Genomic DNA, 23,795 nt, shown 5'->3' with positions numbered 1-23,795 from the left:
AGCGGGGGTTTCACACCCCCGCACCCCCGTGGGATATTTGTGGACAGAAAATGGGGGGCTTCGGCCCCCTTCTTCCTATCTGGCTTTGAGCTTTTCGATGAGCGCCCAGGAGCGGCGGAGGATCGTGGCGACGGTGCCGAGGACGATGATCCAGAGGGTGATCGTAAGGGTCCATTCGCTGGCGTAGAGGGCGGCGAAGGCGGTGCCCGCAGTCAGGACGGCCATGCGTTGCGGCTTGGCGAGGGGGCCGGAGAAGTCGGGCGGGAAGCCCTCGGCGCGGCCAAGCTCGCGGATATAGGCGGTGGCGATGGCCAGAGCGGCAGCGAGAAGGCCGAGGGCGGGGTTGCCTGCGGCGAGGCCCGCTCCGGCAAAGAACAGGAGGTCGGAGACGCGGTCGGGGGCCTCGTTCCAGAAGGGGCCGTCCTTGGCGCCCTTCCCCCCCTCGATCGCGACCATGCCGTCGATCAGGTTGCAGACGAGACGGGCCTGGAGGGTGGCGGCGGCGAGGAGGAGGCAAAGGAACTGGAGGGCGCCAGGGCCATGCGGGGAGCTGGCATATAGAATGAAGCCGAGGATGGCGAAGCCGATGGAGGCCTGCGAAATCTGGTTCGGCGTCAAGCCTTTGGCTACGGACCAGGAGGCAAGCCGCGAAGCCCAGGCGGAACTGCGCGAGGTGAGTGGGCGTCGGTTGTCAGTCATGTGACAGACCAGAAATAGCGGGTGACGTGGAAGAAGATCGGAGCGGCGAAGATCACGCTGTCAAGCCGGTCGATGAAGCCGCCATGTCCCGCGATCATGTGGCCCCAGTCCTTGATACCCCGATCCCGCTTGATGGCGGACATCACCAGGCCGCCGAAGAATCCCAGGAAGGTCAGCATCAGGCAGAGGGCGGCCGCTTGTAGCGGCGTGAAGGGGGTCATCCACCAGAGCGCCGTACCGATTGCCGTCGCCGACAGCGTTCCGCCGATAAGACCTTCCCAGGTCTTGGACGGAGAAAGGGTCGGTGCCACTCTCGTTCGCCCCAGGAGCTTGCCCCAGACATATTGCAGGACATCTGACAGTTGCACGACGAAGATCAGATAGGCGATCAGTATGACATTGCGCCCCTCAAACCCAGGGATCTGCAGGTAAAGCAGCGCGGGGACGTGGCTGACACAGTAGACACAGACCATCAGGGCCCATTGTGTCTCGGAGACACGAACAAGAAAATCACGGGTTGACCCGCGGAGGGCCGAAACGACCGGCAAGAGCAGGAATACGTAGACCGGGATGAATACAGAATACATCCCGTACCAATCGGTCAGGATGAAATAGTACTGCAGCGGCAGGACTACGAAGAAGCACGCCACCAGCGACCAGTGGTCGGCCCGGTTGTAACTGGTAAGCGTGAGAAACTCGCGCAGGGCGGCAAACGATGCGAGGGCAAAAAGCAGGATGACGCCGGGCTTGCCCGCCAGGAAGGCTATGGCAAGCAGAATGACCATGACCCACCAGGCGGCGATCCGGGCATTCAGATTCTCGATCACCGGATTCTGGCCATTGGGCGAGAGGCGAACACGCAGGATCTCGCCCAGAACTGACGCAAGGATCAAGATCCCGCCCACTCCGCCCAGGAGCCACAGAAGATGCGGCGTCGTCATGGATGGGCCTGGGGGCGCAGTGCTAGCAACGCTTGCGCTGTGCGGGTCAGGAAAGCGTCTTTTGGCTCGTCCTGGTCGAGGTGCAGCGGAGCGCCGAAGGTCAGCGTGCAAATCAGGGGTACGGGAATGATTTCACCCTTGGGCATGACCCGGTTCAGGTTGGCGATCCAGACCGGCACAAGGTCTATACCTGGCCGCGCCTTGGCAAGGTGGTACAGCCCTGACTTGAACGGCAGGAGTGGGTCATCGGAGGAGTTGCGCCCGCCTTCGGGGAAAATGATCAGCGAAGACCCCTGATCAAGAGCCTGGACCATGAGCGCAACCGGATCCTCGGTTCGCATTTCCGGGCGGCGGTCGATCAGGACCGCATTGAACACGTCACGCCCGATGAAGGCGCGCAAAGGCGAGCTTAACCAATACTCCAGCGCCGCGACGGGCCGCGTGCGGCGGCGCAGCGGCGTCGGCAGGACCGTCCAGAGCAGGACAAAGTCCCCGTTGGAGGAATGGTTCGCGAAGTAGACCCGCTGGTTCGGCGTTGGATCGATGCCCTGCCAGACTGCCCGTGGCGCGGTAATGAACCTTGCAAACAATGAGATCGCCTGGCCCATGGCCCGCGCGGCGGCGGAACGCAAAAACTCTTTCAACCGCGATCACTCACCCTGCAGGATCTGGTCCATCGTCAGGGCCGGCTGAGCGCAGCCAGCCTTGCCGACGACTTTTGCGGGAACTCCCGCTACGGTAGAGTTCGCGGGAACATCCTGCAGAACCACAGAGCCTGCGGCGATGCGCGAGCACTGGCCAACGGTGATGTTGCCCAGCACCTTGGCGCCAGCGCCGATCAGCACTCCGTTACCGATCTTGGGATGGCGATCGCCGTCCTCCTTGCCGGTTCCGCCAAGGGTGACGGAATGGAGCATCGAAACATTGTCCCCAACCACCGCAGTTTCGCCAATGACGATGGAATGGGCATGGTCGATCATGATGCCCTTCCCCAGCCGGGCAGCCGGATGGATGTCGACCCCGAACATCTCCGAGACGCGCATCTGGACGAAGTAGGCCATGTCGGTACGGCCGGTCTGCCAAAGCCAGTGCCCAACGCGGTAAGCTTGGACCGCCTGGTACCCTTTGAAGAAGAGCAGCGGCTGAATGAAACGGTGGCAGGCCGGGTCCCGTTCATAGACGGCCATGAGGTCGGACCGGGCGGCGGCGCCGATTTCCGGGTCGCTGTCGTAGGCCTGATCGGCAATCTCTCGCAGAATCTGCTCACTCATCTCGCCGGATGCGAGCTTCAGGGAAAAGCGATAGGCAAGTGCGCGCTCAAGCGAAGAGTGATGCAGCAGCCCCGAATGAATCAGCCCGCCAAGCAGCGGCTCATTGCGGATTGCTTCAACGGCTTCCTCTCCGACGCGCCGCCAGACCGGGTCGACCGCTGTAATCTTTGGCTTGATCTCTAGCATGACGGGCACTCCTTGCCGGTCCCTCTTTTAGCACAAAACCAAGAAGAGACGACTGCCAAAAAGTGACGGAGGGGATCACGGAATCGAATGTTCCAAGATGGCCCGAGCTGCAGCCTGGAGCGAGCGGAGTACCCTGGGGTCGCAGAACGGTTCCGGGGAAGGATCCAGACGCAGACAGTACGACATGAGGGAGCCGTCGCCCAGCAGCGGGTGTGGGCGACCCGTCGTCTGCAGATGCACGGCTGCCAACCTAACATCGTGCAGAATCCGGGCCGCCATGACCGGCCACTCCGCCTCGGGTACTGTCAGCAGCGTCCGAGCCAGAAGGACCACCTCTCCCAGACTGACGGAACCCATTCAGCTTTCCACAACTAGGCTACGGAATGGCCCTGGACCGAAGTCAGTCGATTGCTGTGCAACCCGAATTTGGTACGATCCGGTCACTCCATCCTGCGCCCGCATGGCTGCGGTATACAGAAAAGCGGGCAAAGCGGTGCTGTACTCGGCCACGATTGCTTCGGACTGGACGATGCGGACGAGGTATGCTTCCTGAGCTTCGCCCAGTGGAACTTCGACCGACTGCCAACTGTCGCCGTTGATCCGAGTGCGACGTTTCCAGTCAAGCGCCAGGTCTCCTGCCGGCGACCGGTTGGCCCGCAGATGCGCCACGGGATAAGGCCTTAGCCCGACACCATCGAACGCCTCAATCCGTGTGACCACGTTCACGTCGTCATAGCCACGCGCCGTTGTGCCAATTCGGTAGTATCGTGCCAGCCCCCTGGCAGAGAGCGGCAGGTCGATCTGGGACAGTGCCAGGTCGACCAATACCACGGTACTGCCAATCGGCCAGGTTGCCGGCATCACCCCGTCGCTTCCAGCCTGGCCGCGCAACCGCGTCGATATCTCATATGTATCCGGCCCCACAAGCTGGGCGTCTGCAAACTGGATCACCTCCCAGTTGCCGGCCGAACCATCGCCAATCGCCAGGACATTCGCGCCATTCAGCACCGCATCCTTGCTGGCTGAACTCAGCTCACCAGAGGATAGCTTCACGCGCAGCGGCACTCCGCGGTCCCAAAGCCCGATCGGTGCGGCCGACAGCATGCTTTCGGTAACCCCGACCACGGCCGGAGCGGCGATCAGCCGGTTCAACTCGTACCCGGCATCCTCTGCCGACGACCAGACCGCCACCGACCCGGGCCACGGATTGGCCGCGACCGCAACATGGGGGGCGTGCGGGATCTCTTCCCCCGTCAAAAGCGGAAGGTCCAGGAACAATGGCAAGACCGGCACCGGCGGCACAAAGTCGCGGACCGAGATCACTTCATCGCTTGTTCCCGCGGCCAGGTAGATCCCCGGCTCGATCCGAACGGCCTCAAGGAGTTGGGCCTCTGATTGTTCGATCCGGTCGATGCGATAGCGCTGCGCTTGATATTCGATCACATCCCCGGCGGAAACCTGAAGTCGAGACCGCGGCAGTGCAAACCTTGCAGCGTCCCGCGCAACCCTTGCCTCAGCAAGCCAGCGTTCGACGGTGCGTTGCCCTTCAAGGCGGGTTAGGGCCAGAGGAAGGTCAGTTTGCGACACAGAACGCGCCACCTCGTCCGGGAAACGTGCTTCGGCGGACCGAGTTTCGTAACTGGATTGCGCATCAACGAACCCAACGCGCACCTGTCCGGCGATTTCCGCCTCGGCCGCTCGCGTCGTCTCGAAGCTGCCGTTAAGGTCCGGCGCCAAGACCAGGTCCTCGTCATGCACCAAGTAGTCGACCCTGCCGGTGCGGCTTCGAAAGGTCAGGCGTCCGTCCCGCTCTATTGCATCGAAACCGAAGGCAAGCATCAGGGGTTGCAAGGCAGCACGCCCCGACGTAACATCCGACTGCTGATAGCCGCGAACCAATCCGTAAAGCCTGGACGTCTCGACCTCTGCCTGCCCCGAGCGCGCACAGACCTCTGCAACCACGCGGTCCAAGGGCTGGTTCGTCGCCCTGCCATTCAACCAATGGCCGCGCGCATAATTGTCGCCATCGCTCCAGACCTCGGTCTGTCCGGGGAATTCCGGGAATGGTCGGGCGTCCCATGCCCAGACATGGGCACGGTCGAAATCGACCATGGCAGCATCATAAAGCGGCGACACCGGATTGTTCGCGGGATCAATCCAGAAGCTGCGCATTGCCAGCAGGTACTGCATCTGGATCAGATCATCGCGACGACCATTTGACCAGGCGGGCAACCCAGATTCCGACGACGCACTATCAAGAAACCGGTTCGGCTAATTGGACCCCTTGTCGATGGCAGCACATCCATATTCGGTGAAGCGGATGGGTTTCGACGCCGGTACCCAGGCAGTAGGGTTCGGGCTTCGACTGCCGTTCACGCGGTCATGGTGAAGGTTCGACCACCAGGACCGCAAATCCTTGTACCGGAACACCCAATCCTCGCCGAAAGCCTCATCCGTGATGGGTATCCGGCGTTGTGCAGCGGCGCCCTCCGCGCCGTCGTAGAACCAGTCGAACCCTTCGCCCCCAGCGATGTTGGCCTTCAGATAGTCGAGGTTATAGATTGAGCCCCAGCTAGCATCGGCGTGGTCCTCACCATCACGCCAGTCGGACAGCGGCATGTAGTTGTCGATGGCAACAAAATCGATCTCGGGGTCGGCCCACAGCGGATCAAGGTGGAAATAGACGTTCCCGTCGACATGATAGCCGAAGTATTCGGACCAGTCGGCCGCGTAGCTGATCTTGGTATCCGGCCCAAGGATTGCGCGAACATCGCGCGCCAGCTGTCGCAGCGCGACGACCGATGGAAACCCGTCGGCCTGGCCCCGGATCTGGGTCAATGACCGCATTTCCGATCCGATGCAGAAGGCATCCACGCCGCCGGCTTGGGCACAAAGCATCGCATAATGCAGGATGAAACGCCGGTATCCCCAATCTTCAGGACCGGAATACTCGATCATACCGTTCTGGATGGAAAAGTCACTGGGCTGAACCGTACCAAAGAATGCTGCCACCTCCGCCTCTGCGTCGACGGTCCGATCAGGACTGCCCTCACGACCGGGGGCAACCGACAAGGTCACCCGTCCGCGCCAGGGAAGCTTGGGCTGCGTCGGCGCTCCGGTCCATGGGTCGGGAAGCGTGTTGCCTTCGATCTGATCCATCAGCACGAAGGGATAGAACATGACCTCTTTGCCCGCGGCGCGGATCGCCTGGATCGCTTCGACGACCGAGCCATCTGCCGGTGTCCCGCCGTAGATCGATTTGCCATCGATCTTGGGCACCTCGAACGCATCTGGCCGAAGGATTCCGCCTGCCCGCCAGACCATCGGCTTGCCGTCGCGCAGCGTCTGCTCCACCTTCGGTCGCACACTGCACGAGCCGCAACGCAGATCGTCGCCAAACCACGAGACAACGAGCGAAACCGAGCCGGTCATGGGCAGTTCCGCGTCCAGCTGCTCCAGACTGGTCGCAAAGTCGGTCTGCCCCGACGGGGAATGCACGTTGGCCGATCTGTTGCGGCCAGGTGCCTCGGCATAGTGTACCGGCGTCGTCGCCAGGCTGTATTCGCCTGTCCCGGGGATAAAGGCGACAGCACTGACAGCTGTGTCCAGAGTCGAACCCGACGCTACCGCCGATCCTTGCGCTGCCCGGACCACCTCGAAATTGAACTGCGGCACCCGGTTGCCATAGGGCGCCAGTTCCAGGTCCTCAATCACGACATAGGCCAGTCCGCGATAGGCGGGCGCACGACCAGCGCCCTCGACCGCCTCGATCAGCGGGTCAGGCAGTTGCGACTCGCTGCCGACGTAGACTCGCAGGTGCAGGCTAGCGGGCGAAATCTCGTTTCCATCCGCCCAGATCCGACCGACCCGCAAAATCTCACCCTCACACAGGGCGATCGCCAGGCTGACCGAATAGCTGTACTCGTTGATCTTTGGCTTGGGCGCCCCCTTTCCGGCACGACGGCGCTGGACCGATTCCCGGAACTCTGTCGCCCAGATCACCTGGCCCCCCAGCCGCACCCGCCCCCAGATCTGGCCGATCGGGGCCCCTTCCCCGGCCCCGGTCAGACGCAGACGGTCGATCCGCCCGACATCCACCGGGTCGGACCCTGCGCCAAGCAGACGTTGGTCGAGGACCCGGCCCAGTGTCGCTCCGATGGCCCGGCCGATGACGGCCCCGGACAGCCCCAGAACCGTGCCGCCGAACCCGGCGCCGATGGCAGCACCGGCGGCCGAAAGAAGTAGAGTTGCCATTCAGACGGCTCCTTCAGGAAAGGCGAAGCGGGCGACGATCCGCCGGCGCCACGGCTGCGACAGTGGGCTCTCGACGACGCCGTGCCCGGTGTAGGAATGGATGAAGCGCGCATGTGGTCCGGTCTCGGACTGCACCCCAAGGTGCTTGGCAATGCTGCCGTTCCGCATTCGGAACAGAAGGACATCCCCGGGCGCTTCGCTGGACAGGGGACGCTCCAGAAGCCAGCGACGGGCTGCGTGCAGCAAAACCTCGCGCCGCCCCGGCTGGGCCCAGTCCTCGGTATAGGGCGGCACCGCCTCCGGCTCGGCCCCGTGCAGCTTGCGCCAAAGACCGCGCAAGAGACCCAGGCAGTCAGTCCCCGCCCCTTTCACGCTGGCCTGGTGCAGATAGGGTGTTCCGATCCACTCGCGCGCCTCAGCGACAATCGCGTCTGCGATGCTCACTGCCCCGCCCCCGTGATCCTGCGTCCGCCCGAGTTTGGTCGGCCCGGCACGGGATAGGACGCCAGCCAATCCTCGCCCGGAATATGCGGAAAGCCACGGAAATTCAGGAAGTTGGCAAATTTTGACCGGCATGTCGTATCGGCCTTGTCGCATCCTGCGATCACGCGGAACTGGTCGCCTGGCAAGATTGGCGCGTTGATCGATTGCCAAAGCTCGATCCTCCGACCACCGCCGTCGACAGCGTCGTTCTTCACCATCCCCACCAGTCCCGCCGCCGCCCCGGTCAGCATCTCGAAGCGGCCGTGGGCGAACCAGCCGGCATCGAACCCGCCGATCTCGGACTGGGTGAACACGCGGCCCTCCTCTACCTGCTCGACCTCCCACAGGGCGGAGTAGCCCGGCTGATCGGTGTGGAACCGGCAGCGGTCATCGCCCAGAACGGCAGAGCAGCGGGGCATGTAGGCTTGGCCCTGCGGCTGGTTCAGAATCTCGGCCAGGCCGCGCAACTCGGCCCGGAAACTCCCGCCGGAACGTTCGATCTCGCCCAGCGACCCGCGGAACTGCTCGATATTGTCCGCAGGGTTTGCCCAGTTGACCAAAAACGCCCGCACCTCGGCGCCGTCGAACCGACCTGCCAGGATATCTCCTTCCGAGATCGCGGCAGCACTCAGCGCGCCGATGGCTTCCGAGTTGTCGACCGATAGCCCAGTCGTCTGCTGCAACGCCCGCGCAGTCATCCCGGTATCCGCGCGGCAGAGAATGTCCTGGACCACCAGATCGCGGTCATGATCGGTGAAGCCCAGCACCTGCCCATCCCGCCGCGTGACCGTCCAGGCACGGCAAACGGTCGTCGCGCCGTTTTCCAGATGCTGGTACAACGCCTCGCCACTCATAGACGGACCTCCACCACTGGAACCGCGGGCACATCCCCCGCCTGGAACGACGCGACCGAGGTCTGGATCGCATCCGTATCGAACCGGACCGGCACGTCGAATTCGAATCCTGCCGTTACGCGGGTCCCGACATCGGGCGGCACCGCAAAGGTGATCTCCCCCGTTGCCACATCGACCGAGAACTCCAGCCCCTCGATCTTGGGATCGTCAGCGACAGCGACCACCACCGTGCCTGCCACCGGCTTGCGGATCGGCCTGGTATAGGTCTCCAGGCCCGAGACATAGGTCTTGTACAGCTGAAATACGGTGGTCACGCCGTCGCCAATCCCGACAAGCTGATCGTCGGGGGCCGGCGTGCCCGAGGGCAGGCACGACTTGAAGTCCGACCAGTCCTTCCAGCGAAACCCGTGCAACTGGCCGGTCCGCGCCTCGAAGAACGCGATCAAGGTCGCCACGTCGTCCAGCGACCGCAGCCCGACGCCAGCATCATAGCGCCGGCGGGAATGGGCCCAGGGGGTGTTGCGTTCCTCGAACCCGTTGGCAAGCGTCACGATCTCGGTCCGCCGCTCGGGACCGCCGACCGAACCGAAACTCAGGTTCGCCGGGAAGCGTATTTCGTGAAAGGCCATGATCTTTCCTCAGCGATTGCGTTGGCCGCGCGCCAGTGCGCGGCTGACCTGGGCGGCGACCTGGGATTGGCTGCGCTGAAAGCCCTGAACGTCCGGGGTCGTGATGTTCATCACCACGTTGACCGCCCTGCCCCCGCCGGCCTGCACCCCCAACCGGCCATCCGGGCCCCGGGCCAGCGGCATGATCGCCTCCGGCCCCGCCTCGCCCATCAAGCCCATCCCCCCCCGCATCGGAAAGGTCGTGGGGGACGATACGACCCCGCCCTTGGCGAAAGGCATCACCCGGCCCTGACTGAACGCTCCACCGTTGGCAAAGGGCATCCCTGCCCCCATGACACCAGAGATCCCCTGCGCCAGAAGCCCACCCAGCGCACCCGTCACCGGTTTCATCGCGATGGAATAGACGGTGTCCACGATGGTGTTCGCCACCGATTTCAGCGCGTCGTTCAGCTTCATCCCGTCGAAGATCAGCCCGTCGAACGCCTTCCGCAGACCGCCGCTGATCCCGCTGGACAGCGTGTTCACCTCGCGGCCCGTAAAGATCATCGTCTCGCGCATCCGGGCCAGTTCCCCGTCGAACGCCGCCACCATCGACACCGAGGAGCCCAACTGCGCCTCAAGCGCCTGAAGCTGCTCCTGCATCGTTCCGATTTCCGCCATCGCCCTGATCCTTCCTTGCATCGGGGAACGCGGCGGCAAGTTCCGCCAGCCGCGCGCGTGTCAGGGGCGGGACCAGACCCTCCCGCCCCAGCATGATCCGCAGTTCCACGGGCGTCAGACGCCAGAAGACCGCCGGCTCCAGGCCCAGCCCGTGCAGGCCGGCCTGCATCAGCCCGCGCCAGTCGATCCGTTGCCCGGCGCTCATGTCTCTTCCGGCAAGGCAAACGCCCGCGCCAGAAGCTCGGCCGCCGCCCGCGCCGCCTCGACGGGCCCGCCGCCTATCTCGACCCGCAACAGGTCGGCGGCCGAACCCTGCCAGCCACCGCCGCGCAGCCCGGCGACGATCAGCGCCAGCACGTCCCGCGTGCTGAACCGCCGCTCCTCGAACCGCAGCACCAGGTCCAAGAGCGACCCCGTCTCCAGCGCCTCTTCCAGCTCGGCCAAGGCGCCCAGCGTCAGCTTCGCCACATGGCGCTGGCCGTCCAGCCAGATCGCCACCTCGCCCGCCCAAGGGTTCGCCATGTCAAAGCGCCGTGAAGGTCAAAGCGCCGGCCGAGGCCATCGCCATCTCGTAGGTCGCCTCGTCATTATGGCTGCCGGAATACTCGATCGAGGTGATCTGGAAGGGTCCCTCGATGATTCCAAAGCTTGGGATCACCACCTGGAAATCCGGGATCTCTCCGTTGAAGAACACCTGGCGTGCCCGCTCATCCGTGTTCTCGTCCCGGAACACGCCCGAGCCCGAGATCGAGGCCGACTTGACCCCCGCCCCCGCCAGAAGTTCACGCCACCCGCCCTGGCTTTCCAGGCTGGTGACATCCACCGATTCCGTATTGAAGCTGATCCGCGCGGCGCGAAGGCCCGCGATGGTGACGAACTGGCCGTCCCCCGTCTGGTCGATCTTGATTAGCAGATCCTTGCCGCTTTGCACAGCCATGTTCGCTCTCCGTCATGGGATGAAAGGTGGCGCCTGGCGCCGTCCCTTCCCCGGATGGGGAAGGGCTGGTGTCGGGGAAGGCTGGGCTACAACTGAACCCGCGCCCGGAAGGTCAGGTCGATCCGCCGCGTCTCGCCTTCTTCGATCCGGCGGGCGCTTGCCCGCTGGAAGAACAGGCTGACCAGCGCGCCCCGCGACAACGTCAGTGGCGCCCCGATCAAGGCATCCGAGATGTTGGCGGCAATCGACTTGATCGACAGAAACCCCGTCGCGTCGGTGATCACGCTGATCACCATCTGATGCTCGGCCCCCGCGCCCGACTTGTCGGACTGGTCGCGCGCCTCTTCCGGTCCGATCAGGACAAAGGTTCCGGTGACGTTCGGCGGCACCGCGTCATAGATCGCCACGCCGGCCAGGGCCGGCCAGTCCGACAACCGCTGAAACACCGCCGTCTGCAGGGCGGGCGCTGCGCTGTAGCTCATTTCGGCACCTCCTCGCGGGCGAAACAGGTCAGATAGCGGCCCTGCGGATCGCGTTCGGTCACCGCCTGGATCTGGAACAGCCGCGCGTCCTCCCGGAACCGGTGTCCCGCCTTCGGCCGCAGGCCCGATCCGCTGGGCGCCCCGCGAACGGTGATCCGGTAGGGGACGGCGGACAGCATCCGCTCCTCGCCAAGCGTGTCGTTCCCTGACCCCGGCAGCACTTCGGCCCAAAGCGTGCCCAGCGCCGTCCAGACCGAGGTGAAACCGCCCGCCCCGTCGGGGGTGCGAACCACCCCCTCCAGCACCAGCGCCCGATTCAGATGGGGGGCGTTCATTTCTTGCCCCCCCCCAGGATGCGCACCGTGCGCCAGCGCTCGATCAGCGCGACCACGCCGAAGGGCAGGCCCGAGGCCTGGGCGCCGTCATCGTGGCGATGCTCGTAATACTCGCCGGCCAGCAGCAGCACCGCCTGCCGCAGATCGGCCGGGATGTCGGTCCAGGCCGGGCCGAAGCCCGCGTCAAACACCACCTTTACCATCCCTTCCGATGGAATCGTCGGCAGCGCCCCGCCCCGACCCGCCAGCCGCGGCCGGTGCAGGTCCGGCACCACGCGGTAGGCGGCTGCCGCCACAACCGTCTCGGCCCCGGCAGCATCAACCAGCGTGACACTCTCGACGCTGGCAACCGGCGAGACCGGCAGCGCCTGCTCGGCGTCGCGCCAGCCATCCAGCAGCCACAGGAAGCGCCGGCGGAACAGCATCTTGCCGATCCGCCCCTCGATCGCGGCCATCGCCGCGCGAAGGTAGGTCTCGATCAACCCATCCTGCAGCCCGTCCTCGGCAAAGCCCGAACCCATCCGCAGATGGTCCTTCATCTCCTCCACCGGCAGGGCCGCGGACGGCACCGGAGTCTCTTCGGTCAACATCATGATCAGCTCTCCGCCCGCGGCCGGGCCTTTGGGAAATCAGGCACGGGAATGGCCCGGCCCCGTTGGGACCGGGCCCAAGGCATCAGGACACCGCGATCTTCAGCAGCTTGATCGCCGCAAAGTCGGTGATGTCGCCGCCGACGCGCTTGTTGGCATAGAACAGGACATTCGGCTTGGCGCTGAAGGGGTCGCGCAGGATGCGCAGGTCCGGGCGCTCGGCGATGGTATAGGCCGCGCGGAAGTCACCGAAGGCGATGGCATAGGCACCGGCAGCGATGTCCGGCATGTCCTCGCTGACCAGCACCGGATAGCCCATCAAGCGCGACGGCTCACCGGCCGCCAGGCCATCGGACCACAGGAAACGGCCGTCGGCATCCTTCATCTTGCGCACCGCACCCACGGTTTTCGAGTTCATCACGAAGGTCCCGTTCGCCCGATAGTCCGCACCCAGCGCATAGACCAGGTTGATGATGCAATCGGCCGGGTTCGTGGCCGCGAAATCCGCCGCCGCGCCGGTGGGGACATAGCCGATCTGACCCCAGGCCCACGTGTCATTCGCCACCTTGGTCGGGAGGAGAATACCCTTCGGCTTGTCCACGCCATCGCCGTTGATGAAGGCCGCCGCTTCGGCCCGGATGAAGCGGGTCGCGATCTTCTCGGCCAGCCAGCCTTCGACGTCAAAGGCGCTGTCATCCAGCAGGCGCTGGCTGGCCTTCGGCATCGCGGCCAGTTCGTGCAGCTTGATCGAGATGCGCTCGATCACCGGGGTCGCGGTCTCGGTGGTGGCGGCGGTCTCGGTCGCCCAGCCCGAACCGACCTCGGACCGGTCGACGATCACGTCGAACGAGGTCGCCTCGACCTGCACGACATTGGCCACCGACCGCAGGCTGGAGGTCGCCATCAGCATCGACTGGACCCGGTCCGCAGTCTGCGGATCGACCAGATAGCCGCCATCGGCGGCGACGGCGGTCGACATCGCCTTGCCTTCCAGGGTCAGGCCGCGCAGCCCGTCATCATCGCCCGACCGCAGATAGGCGTTGAACGCCTTCTGATGCGGCACTTCCACATCCGCACGGGCCGAAAGTGCGGGGCGGCCATAGGCCATCGTCTTTGCGTTCAGCATGGTCAGTCGCTCTTCCTGATGTTTCAGTTTGGATTTCACGTCGTCCTGAAAGCGGTTGAATTCGTTCAGGAACCCGGTCATGGCAGCCTTCGCCTCGGCGGCCGGAGTCTGGGCAGAGGGAATATCTTCCCCGGCCCGAGCCTTCGTCTCGGTCATCTTCAGTCCTTCTCCTGCTAGTGGCCTTCGCTAAAGCCCGGCCAGGGTGCGGCGCGCATCCTCGAAGACCGCCGCAATATCGCGCCAGCCGTCGTCCAGGGCATCTGCCTTGGCCGCAACCCGCGCTTCGGGAAGCATCGGGAAGGTCACCAGCGAGACCTCCCAAAGCTCCAGCTCCGACAGACGGCGCGTGCCCTTGCCGTCACGCTCCGCCTTGACCGTGCGATAGCCGATGGAGAGGCCGTCGATGGCCCCGGCCTGGACCAGCGCCGCCACTTCGCGGCCCTTGTCCACTTCGGTCAGGATGCGGCCCTTGACCCAAAGGCCCATCCCGTCCTCGCGCACCTCGTCCCAGACGCCGATGGGCTGCGCGGGGTCGTGCTGCCACAGCATCTTGACCCGCCCCCCCCGCGCCGCCAGCCGCTTCAGGCTGGCTGCATAGGCGCCCTTCACCACCACATCCCCGCCCTGGTCGGTCTTGCCGAACAGCGAGGCATAGCCCTCCACCACATGCCCTTCGCTGACCACCAGGCCCTGCTCTGGCCGGTGGAACTTGCGCTCCGGTGCCCCGTAATCCCTCATCTGCTCACCTCATCGCTGCCTGGATGACCGTTTCGGCCATCTGCGCCATCAGGAACGCCGCCACACCGTAGACGCCGACCCAGATCCGTTTCTCCAACCGCTCCAGCGTGGCCTCGATCAGCCCCAGCCGGTACTCCAGCCCCGCCCAGCGCTCGTCCGCCACACGTTCGTTCGCCTCGATCCGGGCCGTCGCCGCGTCAAAACTGTCGTAAAGGAAGCGCGAGCCGCCCTCGCTGCGCCGTGACGTCATGCGTCCACCGGATCATCGGTCAGGGGCGGCAGGCCCAAGAGGCTGCGCTTTTCCGCCATCGTCAGGAAGCCGGCCGCCGCCACCCGCGCCCATTGCTGGTCGCGCTCGACTGCCAGCGCCGGCACCTGGTCCAGGTCCGGCCGCAGTTCCACCGCCTCGCCGGTGAAGGTCGCCAGCCAGTGCGCGATGTCGGCCAGCACCTTCGTCGCCAGGGGCAGTACCGTCAGCCGATAGAAGGCGCGGTTGGCCTCCTGGTAATTGGCATAGGTCGCATCCCCCGGGATCCCCAGCAGCATCGGCGGGATGCCGAAGGCAATCGCGATCTCGCGGGCGGCGGCCTCCTTGGTCTTTTGAAACTCCATGTCGCTGGGGCTGAACCCCATCGGCTTCCAGTCCAGACCGCCCTCCAGCAACATCGGCCGGCCGGCGTTGCGCGCGCCCTGGTGGTGCGCCTCCATCTCGCTGACCAGACGGTCGTACTGTTCGGCGCTCAGCGCGCTCGATCCGTCCGCGCCCTTGTAGACGATCGCGCCCGAGGGCCGGGCCGCGTTGTCCAAGAGCGCCTTCGACCAGGCGCTGGCGCTGTTATGCACATCGACCGCCACCGCCGCCGCCTGCATCGGCGACAACCCGTAATGGTCATCCATCGGGTGAAAGGTCTTCAGATGGCAGATCGGCGTCACCGGACCCGAGGCATCATAGCGATGCGTCCGCCCGCCCACCGTATAGTCATAGCCCATCGGCCAGCCATCCGCGCCGGGCACCACGTTCATCCGGTCCGACCGCAGGACATGCAGCTCGCCCGGAATGGGGTCCGCGCCCGGCACCGCCTCGACATAGGCGTTTCCCGACAACAGCAGGTAGCCATAGACCGCTTCCAGGAATTCGGCCCGCCCCTGCGCGCCGTTTGGCCGGTTGATCAGCCCCAGCACCGGATGGCTTTCGAACCGCTGCTCGGCGCTTTGGCAGACCAGCGGCAGCGCCGCCGCCGCCTCGGCGATCAGGCGCACGGCGCGAAAGCCCACCGGGTTCGCCTGGAACCCGGTCCGCGTCAGGCTGGCCACATCGCGCGGGCTCCAGGCCACCCGGCCCGAGGACCCCCAGGCGATCACCCGCCCCACCGCACTGGCCTTGCGCTCCGGCACCGCCGCCGGGGCCTTTCGCAGAAAATCGAACACCATCTCGCGCTCCTTCATGCCTTGGGCAAAGCCCGCCCGCCCGGGCCACCCGAGGCGCCCGACTTCATTACCCTGCAATGTCTTTGAACCGGCTAAAGCGACCGTACGCTAGGCCGGCCGCCGTGCAACGGCACCAGCATCAGGTCGGTCAGCGCCCAGACCAGCGCGTCCAGCCGGTCCGGAGAGCCCGCCCCCTGCCAACCTGTCGCCGTCATGCGGCACATCTGCTCTTCCAGCGCCTGTAGACCCCGGACATGCGCCACGCGGCCCTGCTCATAAAGGGCCGCCACCGGCTCGGCCCGCAGCATCTTGGACCGCGTCGCATGCACCGCCCGGAACGGGACCAGCGGGTCCACCATGCGGACCAGCCGTTCCACCAGATCACCGCCCTGGTTCACCTCGGCCACCAGGCGATCCGCACCATGCCGTTCCATCGCCGCCAGCGCCGCCCGCGCCCAGCCTTCCGGGGTCGCCCCCTTCACCGATGCATCCTCCAGCACCACCGCGCGCCAGTCCTTCGGCTCGCCCCGTGTATCTGCTGCAACAACCACGATCCCGCATTCGTCGCTGGTCTTCATGCTGGTGACGGGCGGGTCCACCGCCACTACCACCCGGTTAAAGACCGGCAGCGTGTCCAGACGCGCCCGCTCCAGCATCGTCTGGGTCCACAGCGCGCCCTCTTCGTCCTCGACCAGCACGCCCTCCAGTTCCTGCCGGCCGATGCGCGTGCCGCCATAGCGCGCCTGCACCTCGGCCAGGAAACTTTCCGCCAGATAGGCCCGGTTCGCCTCGGTAGGGGCATGGGTGATGACCGTCGAGGGGTTCTTCAGGATCGCCTTCAACACCCCCACGTTGCGCGGGGTCGTCGTGACCACCGCCTGCGGGTTCTTGCCCAGACGCAGCGCGAATTGCAGTTGGTCCCAGGCCTCGGCCCCCTTCTTCCACTTGCCCAACTCGTCGGCCCAGGCGGCGTCGAACTGTGGCCCCCGCATCGCTTCGGGCTCATGTGCCGAAAAGACCTGCGCCACCGCGCCATTGGGCCAGACCAACTGCTGGCGCGTCGCCTGCCACTCCGGCTTGCGGTCAGGGGGCGAGCAGGCCAGGATCCCGCTTTCCCCCATGACCATCACTTCGCGCACCTGGTCCACCGTCTCGCCGACCAGCGCCACCCGCTTGGACCGCCCCGGATCACCCGGCCCCGGCCCCTCGACCTGGGCGCGCACCCATTCCGACCCGGCGCGCGTCTTGCCCGCGCCGCGCCCGCCCATGATGACCCAGGTTTTCCAGTCCCCGCGCGGCGGCAACTGATGCGGCAGCGCCCAGAACTCGAACAGCCAGGGCAACGACAGAAGCGCGTTCTGGCTTAGCCCGCCCAGAAACTCATCCACTTCCTCCGGCGTCGCGGAGGCAAGCCAGGCGGCGCCCGATTTCAGCGCGGGCCCCGTCGAAGTCAAGGGCCCCACCGGCCCCGACCTGGCCGGCAATCTGCTTGCGGAGTTTGTCAACTTTTCCCCTTTCCTCAAGCACCTGCAGCGCCGTCGCGCGAAGATCGCGGATCGCTGTCTGTGCCGACTTCACCTCGGAAAACTCCCCTGCCCGCAATGCGGTGATCGTGCGGTGAAGCTCGATCGCCGCCTCGCGGTAAAGGCCTTCAGCCACGTCCAGCACGTCCACCTGGGTCGCGCCGCCGTCCGGTACCCTGATTGTCATCTAGACCCGTTCACCCCCATGCCCCCGCACGGCCGGAAATGACAAAGCGGCCAGCGGGGTCACCCCCGGGCCGCTTCGACACTTCTTCTAGCATGCCAAGATGTATAGCTTGGACCGCGCGCCACGTCAAGAGTAAAACACAACAAGATCAAAGGCTTAGCGCGCGCACCCTTAACCCCTGGTTAACCATCCGCCGCCGGCCTACTCTCCCTGCACGCCCGTCTGGCCTTCCGCCCCACGCTCGGCCTCGATCTGGCGCCAGCGGGCGACGTTGTCGTTATGCTCGTCCAGCGTTTCGGCAAAGGCGTGGCCGCCGGTGCCATCGGCCACGAAGAACAGATAGTCGGTCGTGTCCGGGTTCAGCGCGGCGCGGATCGACTCCGTCCCCGGATTGGCGATCGGCGTCGGCGGCAGGCCGTCGATCACATAGGTGTTCCACGGCGTCTCGCGCCGCAACTCGCTTTGCCGCAGCCCCCGGCCCAGCACGCTTTCGCCCTTGGTGATCCCGTAGATCACCGTCGGGTCGGTCTGCAGCCGCATCCCTTGCTGCAGGCGGTTGACGAAGACGCTGGCCACCTGGCCGCGCTCTTCGGGGACCGAGGTTTCCTTCTCGATGATCGAGGCCATGATCAGCGCCTCTTCCGGCGTGTCATAGGGCAGCCCTTCGGCCCGGTTCGCCCAGGCTTCGGCCAGGGCCGCTGCTTGCCGCTCGGTCATCTCGGCGATGATGGCGCTCCGCTCGGTTCCCCGCGTGGGCTCATAGCTGCCCGGCGCAAGCGAGCCTTCGGGCGGCACCGTCTCCAGCGCGCCTTGCAGGAAGTCAGCTTTCTTCAACGCGTCGACGATCTGCCAGCTGGTCACGCCTTCGGCCACCGTCACCCGGAACACCAGCGCCGGGTCGTCGGCGACCTCCATATACTCCGGCGGCAGCGTCTCGGCGCCCGCATCGAAGCGGGCCACCTCGACATAGTCGTTCGTGGTCAGGTCCAGCTCGCTCAGCACCACATCGGCGCGCGCGACCCCGATCCGGAAGTTCAGGTCGCGCCCGCAGGTCGACCGGCCGCTGGCGGTGATCGCCTCCAGCACCTGCTCCATGCTGGCGCCGGCCGGGACGGTGTAGCTGCCAAACTTCAGATCATCCGCCCGGTCGGAATACTCGGCCCCGATCCGGAAGATCCGCGCGTCGGTGATCGCGCCCCGCTCCTCCAGGTTGCGGCTGACCCCGCTGAGGGACGCACCACGTTCGACCTGCAGACAGATCGGCTGGGCCAGTGGCCCCGGCTGGACAAACTCGTTCCGCCCCCAGGCCACCAGCGCCGCCAGCGCGATCAGGATCACGATGAACAGCGTCAGGGCGTTCGAGGCGACGGATTTCCACATGCCTCAGCGCACCTTGCCCAGGACCAGGCTGGCATTGGTGCCGCCGAAGCCGAAACTGTTCGACAGCGCCACGTCGATCTTGCGCCGCACAGCCTTGTTCGGGGCCAGGTCCAGCTTCGGCTGGACCGCCGGATTGTCCAGGTTGATCGTCGGCGGGGCCACCTGGTCGCGGATCGCCAGCACGCTGAAGATCGCCTCGACCGCGCCAGCCGCTCCCAGAAGGTGGCCGATGCTGGACTTGGTCGAGGACATGGTCGCATTCGGCGCGTGGTCGCCCAGCAGCCGCTCCACCGCGCCCAGCTCGATCGTGTCGGCCATCGTGCTGGTGCCGTGGGCGTTGATGTAATCGATGTCCGACGCCTGCAGCCCGGCCCGCTTCAGCGCGGCGGACATGCTGCGATAACCGCCATCCCCGTCCTCACTCGGCGCGGTGATGTGATAGGCGTCGCCCGAGAGGCCATAGCCCAGAACCTCGGCATAGATCTTGGCGCCGCGGGCCTTGGCGTGTTCGTATTCCTCCAGCACCACGACCCCGGCCCCCTCGCCCATGACGAACCCGTCGCGGTCGGCGTCATAGGGGCGGCTGGCCTTCTCCGGCGCGTCCGCCCGCTTGGTGGACAGGGCTTTGCAGGCGTTGAACCCGGCGATGCCGATCTCGCTGATCGGGCTTTCCGCCCCGCCCGCCACCATCACGTCGGCATCCCCCCACTGGATCAGCCGCGCGGCATCCCCGATGGCATGCGCCCCGGTCGAGCAGGCCGTGACCACCGCATGGTTCGGCCCCTTGAAACCGAAGCGGATCGAGACCTGTCCCGAGACCAGGTTGATCAGCGCGCCGGGGATGAAGAAGGGCGAGACCCGCTTCGGCCCCTTTTCCTTGATCAGCACCGCCGTCTCGGCGATCGAGTTCAGCCCGCCGATGCCCGAGCCGATCATCACCCCGGTCCGCAGCTTTTCGTCCTCGGAAGGGTTCTCCCACCCGGCATCCCGGACGGCCTGCACGGCGGCGGCCATCCCGTAGATGATGAAGTCGTCGACCTTGCGCTGCTCTTTCGGCTCCATCCAGTCGTCGGGATTGAAGGTGCCGTCGCTGCCGTCGCCCATCGGGATCTCGCAGGCGTACTGGGTGACGACGTTCGAGGTGTCGAACTTGGTGATCGTTCCCGCGCCGGACTGGCCGGCCAGAAGGCGGCTCCAGGTTTCCTCGACGCCCGAGGCGAGGGGGGTGACCATTCCCAGGCCGGTGACCACGACGCGACGCATGCTTCTCTCCCTTGGGGCAAGGCTTTTCAGGGGTGATACACGGCGGAAAATGCCCGCGCAACCTGGGGCGGGGGGGATGGGCGGAGGCCGGGCGGGCGCGGAAGGCTGTCCACGGTGGACAGATTCGGATTGTCAAACCTTTGCAAGGGTTTGGCCGCGGGCATTAACCGCGTGTTAACCCGCGACCCGACAGCCCGCTGACACGAGGCCCGACGCCAGGCGCGGCATGAACACCATGTCGCGCTGGCTCCTCATCGCAGGTCAGGGCCGGCAAAGTGCCCAGCCGCGCCCGATTACCCAGCCGCCATCGGCCCGGCCGGGGCCGCGACATGGCCGGGGTTCAGCCGGACGACCGAGAGGTTCAGCGCAAAGGCGACCGTCACCCAGACGAGATAGGGCACGAACATCGCCCCGGCCCAGGCATCGACCTGGAAGAAGGCGACCATCGTTGCGGCCACCGCCAGCCACAGCGCCCCAAGGACGAAAACCGCCAGCTTCATCCGCCTCAGGCCGAAGAACACCGGGGTCCAGAGCGTGTTGAACGCGATCTGCACCGACCAGAGGGCCAGCCCGACCTCGGCCCCGGCAAAACCGGAGGCCCGGGCGGCGGCAGCAGACATCAGAAGGTAGAGCGTGGTCCAGGCCACGGGAAAGACCCAGTTCGGCGGGGTCCAGGACGGTTTCCGCATCGCCTGATACCAGGCCCCGGGCGGAAACAGCGCCCCGGTCATCGCCGGCGCGACGCAGGCCGCGAGGTAGGTGAAGAACAAGGCGTAATCCATGGCGGGCTCCCTTTCATGCCCACATAGGCCGGAGCACCCGGCTTCTCAACGCTGGAACGCAAGGCGGGTTCCGATTGCGGACCGGGTGCGTGGTTTGGGACGGGTTTGAAATTGAGCGCCTTGCGGCGCAAGCCTTTTGTCTCGCGGTTTTGCGTGAAGGACGCAAAACCGCTCGGGGTGCCTCCGGCGGGGATATTTGGGGACAGAAAATGGGAGTGTGGCGCAGGAAGGTGCTGGGGGGCCGCAGTCTGCATCGGGGTTTGGGCTTTGGAAACGTTAGTAATGCGTTAAGACCCGCGGGGCGCTTTGCGCGTTGGAACGCCTGGCGATGTCGCCCCGGTCGATCGTTGCCCTGCCCTCAGGCCGACAACCCGCGGTCGCGGGCTTCGAGTTGCGCGAGGACCGAGAGAAGCGCCTCGCTGCGGGCGCGGCCGGGTTGGCTGCGCGCGGCGGCCTGGACCAGGAAGGCGACCTCGGGTTCGGGCGGGGCGTGCAGCGTGGGCGCATGGGGCAGGACCGACATGCCGGCCGCGCGGACGGAAGCCAGACCCAGCCAGCCGAGTTTCTGCGCCCGCCCGGTGCGCGCCCGGCCCGTGACCCCGTCAAAGCCGCGCCGCGTGACTACGCCGCCGATCCCGGCATAGATCAACCGCGCCGCCATGATCCCCGGCCGGCAAGCCATCGGCAGCGCCGGAACGCCAGCCTCGGACCTGGTGTAAAGCTGGTTGGCCTTGGCCAGAAGCCGCGCCGTCGCAGCGCGGATCGCGGGCAGCGGTTGCGGATCGGCAAAGAAGCTTTCCGGTGCGATCCCGGCCTCTTCCAGCCAGGCCGAGGGCAGGTAAAGCCGGCCAGCGCGGGCATCCTCGCCCACATCGCGGGCGATGTTGGTCAATTGCATGGCCAAGCCCAGGTCGCAGGCACGGGCCAGGGCATCGGCATCGCGCACCCGCATCAGGACGCACATCATCGCGCCGACGGCCGAGGCGACGCGAGCGGAATAGTCCAGCACACCGGACAGGTCGGCATAGCGCCGGCCCTGCGCGTCCCAGGCCATGCCTTCCAGCAGCGCATCCGGCAGGGCGCGGGGCATCTCGAACGCCTCGACCACGGCGGCAAAGGCGCGGTCGGGCGCGGCATCGGCAGGGCGGCCCTGATACAGCCGGTCCAGTCGGTCCCGCAGGCGCAGGACCGCGCCGGCCTTGTCGCGGCCTTCGTCCACGGCGTCGTCGGCCAACCGGCAGAAGGCGTAAAGCGCCAGTGCCGGGTCACGCACCTGAGTTGGCAAGAGGCGCGAGGCGGCGTGGAACGACAGGCTGCCGGTGCGGATCGCCGCGCGGCAGGCGGCCATGTCGTCTGGACGGATTTGGGCGGGGCGGGTCATTCGGCGGCCAGGGGCAAGGCGGGGGGAACGGCGGGGGGAACGGCGCGCACGGCGGGGGGCCCGATAAGCTGGTCCAGGATCTCGGCCGTGCCGATCACGCCGGGGACGCCCGCGCCGGGATGGGTGCCCGCGCCGCAGAGGTAGAGGCCCTGAAACTCCTCGGAGACATTGTGCGGGCGGAACCAGGCCGATTGCAGGATGCGCGGTTCCAGCGAGAAGCCGGCGCCGAAGGGCGACAGGTAGCGCGACTGGAAGGTTTCGGGGGTGAACACCCGCTCGGCGGTGATGCGGCTGCGAAAGCCGGGGATCAGACCGTCCAGCATGGTGGCGACGCGGTCCTTGTAGGTCTCGGCAAAGCTGGACCAGTCGGCGGCGTTGTGGCCAAGGTGCGGCACGGGGGAGAGGGCATAGAACGTGTCGTCGCCGGGCGGCGCGGCCGAGGGGTCGGTGACGGTGGGGCGGTGGACATAAAGGCTCATGTCCCCGGTGATCTTGCCGGCGCGGAAGAGGTCGCGGATATGCTCGCGGTAATGCGGGCCGACCAGGATGGTGTGGTGGCCGGCATCGGGCCACATCTGGCGCGTGCCCTTGGTGCCGAAGTACCAGACGAAAAGCCCCATGGACCAGCGCGCGTTGGCCATGCGCTTGTCGGTCCAGCGCCGCTTGGGGTGCTTGCGCAGAAGCTGGCCGTAGGTAAAGCCGGGATCGGCGTTCGAGACGGTCACCTCGGCCGCAATTTCCTCGCCCGATTTCAGGCGGATGCCGGTGGCACGGCCCTTGTCGACCAGGATCTCGTCGGCCTCGGTCTGCAGGCGGACCTGGCCGCCCTGCCCCTCGATCACGCGGGTCATGGCGTCGGCGATGGCCTGGACGCCGCCCATGGCGTAATGGACGCCGAACGAGGATTCCAGGTGGCTGACCAGGGCGTACATGCTGGTCACGCGGAATGGATCGCCGCCGATGAAGAGGGGGTGGAAGGACAAGGCAAAGCGCAAGGCGGGGTGGCGGACGCGGCGGGCGGCATGGGCGTGGACCGAGCGGTCGGCGCGCATCATCGCGAACTTGGGCAGGACCTTGATCAGGTCCAGAAGCTTGTGCATCGGGCGGCGGCCCAGGTCCTGAAAGCCGAAGTCATAGCGGGCGCGGGCCTCGTCCAGGAAACGGTCAAAGCCGGGGACATCCGAAGGCGACAGCCGCGCGACCTCGTCCCGCATGGCGGGCACGCCGGGGCGCATGGTGAAGCGGGCGCCGTCCTGGAAGCGGATCTCGTAGAACGGGTCGAGGGGGCGGAGGTCCACGTCGGCGTGGAAATCGCGGCCACAGGCGGCCCAGAGATCACGCAGCGTCTGCGGCACGGTGACGATGGTGGGGCCTAGGTCGAAGCGGTGGCCCTGGTCGGTGATCGAGGAGCCGCGGCCCCCCGCACGGTCCAGCCGGTCGACGACGGTGACCTGCCAGCCCTTGGCACCCAGCCGCATGGCGCTGGCCAGCCCCCCCAGTCCCGCGCCGATGACGATGGCCCGACCCCGGGCGTGGTGTGCTTCCTGGTTCATGCCCCGATGATAGACTGTCTAGTCTGATTTACAACTCTGCATCTGCTGCGACATTTATTTCCTTTAACTGGGGCCGTTTTCCGCTAATCTGTAACGGCGACCTTACACTCGGA

26 protein-coding genes and 1 pseudogene are annotated in these 23,795 nt (G+C 66.2%); all 27 read right to left on the bottom strand.

What is annotated here, in order from left to right; translation table 11 throughout:
* Nucleotides 1-75: 75 nt before the first annotated feature.
* On the bottom strand, nucleotides 76-699 hold the full coding sequence (locus CXR42_RS01815) for a CDP-alcohol phosphatidyltransferase family protein (RefSeq protein ID WP_180995947.1): 624 nt from the start codon (nucleotides 697-699) through the stop codon (nucleotides 76-78).
* Nucleotides 696-1,640: a phosphatidate cytidylyltransferase gene (locus CXR42_RS01810; protein WP_103255802.1), complete on the bottom strand. Its 945-nt coding sequence runs from the start codon at nucleotides 1,638-1,640 to the stop codon at nucleotides 696-698. The genes CXR42_RS01815 and CXR42_RS01810 overlap by 4 nt, the downstream gene beginning before the upstream one ends.
* Nucleotides 1,637-2,248: a lysophospholipid acyltransferase family protein gene (locus tag CXR42_RS01805; protein ID WP_103255801.1), complete on the bottom strand. Its 612-nt coding sequence runs from the start codon at nucleotides 2,246-2,248 to the stop codon at nucleotides 1,637-1,639. The genes CXR42_RS01810 and CXR42_RS01805 overlap by 4 nt, the downstream gene beginning before the upstream one ends.
* Nucleotides 2,249-2,290: 42 nt before the next feature.
* The gene (cysE, locus tag CXR42_RS01800) at nucleotides 2,291-3,097 is read right to left on the bottom strand and encodes a serine O-acetyltransferase (RefSeq protein WP_103255800.1); all 807 of its coding nucleotides are present in this window, start codon (nucleotides 3,095-3,097) and stop codon (nucleotides 2,291-2,293) included.
* A 75-nt stretch (nucleotides 3,098-3,172) separates the two neighbouring features.
* On the bottom strand, nucleotides 3,173-3,454 hold the full coding sequence (locus CXR42_RS19980; RefSeq protein ID WP_103255799.1) for a DUF7742 family protein: 282 nt from the start codon (nucleotides 3,452-3,454) through the stop codon (nucleotides 3,173-3,175).
* Nucleotides 3,455-7,351, bottom strand: a pseudogene (locus tag CXR42_RS01790) (baseplate multidomain protein megatron).
* Nucleotides 7,352-7,795 (bottom strand): C40 family peptidase, encoded by a 444-nt coding sequence (locus CXR42_RS01785; RefSeq protein ID WP_103255798.1) that lies wholly within the window; start codon nucleotides 7,793-7,795, stop codon nucleotides 7,352-7,354.
* Nucleotides 7,792-8,688 carry a DUF2163 domain-containing protein gene (locus CXR42_RS01780; protein ID WP_103255797.1) on the bottom strand — a complete coding sequence of 299 codons (897 nt, stop codon included), beginning with the start codon at nucleotides 8,686-8,688 and terminating at the stop codon, nucleotides 7,792-7,794. The genes CXR42_RS01785 and CXR42_RS01780 overlap by 4 nt, the downstream gene beginning before the upstream one ends.
* Nucleotides 8,685-9,317 (bottom strand): DUF2460 domain-containing protein, encoded by a 633-nt coding sequence (locus CXR42_RS01775; protein ID WP_103255796.1) that lies wholly within the window; start codon nucleotides 9,315-9,317, stop codon nucleotides 8,685-8,687. The genes CXR42_RS01780 and CXR42_RS01775 overlap by 4 nt, the downstream gene beginning before the upstream one ends.
* Nucleotides 9,318-9,326: 9 nt before the next feature.
* The gene (locus CXR42_RS01770) at nucleotides 9,327-9,977 is read right to left on the bottom strand and encodes a phage tail tape measure protein (RefSeq protein WP_103255795.1); all 651 of its coding nucleotides are present in this window, start codon (nucleotides 9,975-9,977) and stop codon (nucleotides 9,327-9,329) included.
* Entirely contained in the window at nucleotides 9,934-10,182 is a 249-nt protein-coding gene (locus tag CXR42_RS01765) for a rcc01693 family protein (RefSeq protein ID WP_103255794.1), read from the bottom strand. The genes CXR42_RS01770 and CXR42_RS01765 overlap by 44 nt, the downstream gene beginning before the upstream one ends.
* Entirely contained in the window at nucleotides 10,179-10,499 is a 321-nt protein-coding gene (locus CXR42_RS01760) for a gene transfer agent family protein (RefSeq protein ID WP_103255793.1), read from the bottom strand. The genes CXR42_RS01765 and CXR42_RS01760 overlap by 4 nt, the downstream gene beginning before the upstream one ends.
* Before the next feature lies 1 nt (nucleotide 10,500).
* A complete protein-coding gene (locus tag CXR42_RS01755; protein WP_103255792.1) occupies nucleotides 10,501-10,914 on the bottom strand; it encodes a phage major tail protein, TP901-1 family in 414 nt (137 codons plus the stop codon).
* A gap of 86 nt (nucleotides 10,915-11,000) precedes the next feature.
* The gene (locus CXR42_RS01750; protein ID WP_103255791.1) at nucleotides 11,001-11,396 is read right to left on the bottom strand and encodes a DUF3168 domain-containing protein; all 396 of its coding nucleotides are present in this window, start codon (nucleotides 11,394-11,396) and stop codon (nucleotides 11,001-11,003) included.
* Nucleotides 11,393-11,731 carry a head-tail adaptor protein gene (locus CXR42_RS01745; protein WP_103255790.1) on the bottom strand — a complete coding sequence of 113 codons (339 nt, stop codon included), beginning with the start codon at nucleotides 11,729-11,731 and terminating at the stop codon, nucleotides 11,393-11,395. Before CXR42_RS01745 ends, CXR42_RS01750 begins: the two co-directional genes overlap by 4 nt.
* Entirely contained in the window at nucleotides 11,728-12,324 is a 597-nt protein-coding gene (locus CXR42_RS01740) for a head-tail connector protein (protein ID WP_103255789.1), read from the bottom strand. The genes CXR42_RS01745 and CXR42_RS01740 overlap by 4 nt, the downstream gene beginning before the upstream one ends.
* 82 nt (nucleotides 12,325-12,406) lie before the next feature.
* Entirely contained in the window at nucleotides 12,407-13,603 is a 1,197-nt protein-coding gene (locus CXR42_RS01735; RefSeq protein ID WP_103255788.1) for a phage major capsid protein, read from the bottom strand.
* Between the two features lie 30 nt (nucleotides 13,604-13,633).
* Nucleotides 13,634-14,185, bottom strand: coding sequence for an HK97 family phage prohead protease (locus CXR42_RS01730; RefSeq protein ID WP_103255787.1), 552 nt, complete (start codon nucleotides 14,183-14,185; stop codon nucleotides 13,634-13,636).
* A 4-nt stretch (nucleotides 14,186-14,189) separates the two neighbouring features.
* The gene (locus CXR42_RS01725; protein ID WP_103255786.1) at nucleotides 14,190-14,435 is read right to left on the bottom strand and encodes a GTA head formation protein, RCAP_rcc01685 family; all 246 of its coding nucleotides are present in this window, start codon (nucleotides 14,433-14,435) and stop codon (nucleotides 14,190-14,192) included.
* Nucleotides 14,432-15,616, bottom strand: coding sequence for a phage portal protein (locus CXR42_RS01720; RefSeq protein ID WP_103256972.1), 1,185 nt, complete (start codon nucleotides 15,614-15,616; stop codon nucleotides 14,432-14,434). Before CXR42_RS01720 ends, CXR42_RS01725 begins: the two co-directional genes overlap by 4 nt.
* Nucleotides 15,617-15,705: 89 nt before the next feature.
* Nucleotides 15,706-17,046, bottom strand: a complete 1,341-nt coding sequence (locus CXR42_RS01715) for a DNA-packaging protein (RefSeq protein ID WP_483883551.1) — start codon at nucleotides 17,044-17,046, stop codon at nucleotides 15,706-15,708.
* Nucleotides 16,994-17,323, bottom strand: a complete 330-nt coding sequence (locus CXR42_RS01710) for a hypothetical protein (RefSeq protein ID WP_103255784.1) — start codon at nucleotides 17,321-17,323, stop codon at nucleotides 16,994-16,996. Before CXR42_RS01710 ends, CXR42_RS01715 begins: the two co-directional genes overlap by 53 nt.
* A gap of 201 nt (nucleotides 17,324-17,524) precedes the next feature.
* Entirely contained in the window at nucleotides 17,525-18,703 is a 1,179-nt protein-coding gene (mltG, locus tag CXR42_RS01705) for an endolytic transglycosylase MltG (RefSeq protein WP_103255783.1), read from the bottom strand.
* Between the two features lie 3 nt (nucleotides 18,704-18,706).
* Nucleotides 18,707-19,966: a beta-ketoacyl-ACP synthase II gene (gene fabF / locus CXR42_RS01700; RefSeq protein ID WP_103255782.1), complete on the bottom strand. Its 1,260-nt coding sequence runs from the start codon at nucleotides 19,964-19,966 to the stop codon at nucleotides 18,707-18,709.
* A gap of 293 nt (nucleotides 19,967-20,259) precedes the next feature.
* A complete protein-coding gene (tspO, locus tag CXR42_RS01695; RefSeq protein ID WP_103255781.1) occupies nucleotides 20,260-20,748 on the bottom strand; it encodes a tryptophan-rich sensory protein TspO in 489 nt (162 codons plus the stop codon).
* A 358-nt stretch (nucleotides 20,749-21,106) separates the two neighbouring features.
* Nucleotides 21,107-22,129, bottom strand: a complete 1,023-nt coding sequence (gene crtB / locus CXR42_RS01690; RefSeq protein WP_103255780.1) for a 15-cis-phytoene synthase — start codon at nucleotides 22,127-22,129, stop codon at nucleotides 21,107-21,109.
* Nucleotides 22,126-23,682 carry a phytoene desaturase gene (locus tag CXR42_RS01685; RefSeq protein ID WP_103255779.1) on the bottom strand — a complete coding sequence of 519 codons (1,557 nt, stop codon included), beginning with the start codon at nucleotides 23,680-23,682 and terminating at the stop codon, nucleotides 22,126-22,128. Before CXR42_RS01685 ends, crtB begins: the two co-directional genes overlap by 4 nt.
* Nucleotides 23,683-23,795 lie beyond the last annotated feature (113 nt).

Origin of the sequence: Tabrizicola aquatica, assembly GCF_002900975.1 — a bacterium.
GTDB lineage: Bacteria > Pseudomonadota > Alphaproteobacteria > Rhodobacterales > Rhodobacteraceae > Tabrizicola > Tabrizicola aquatica.
Note: the sequence above shows the minus strand (reverse complement) of the source record. Positions and strands in the feature narration are given on the sequence as shown.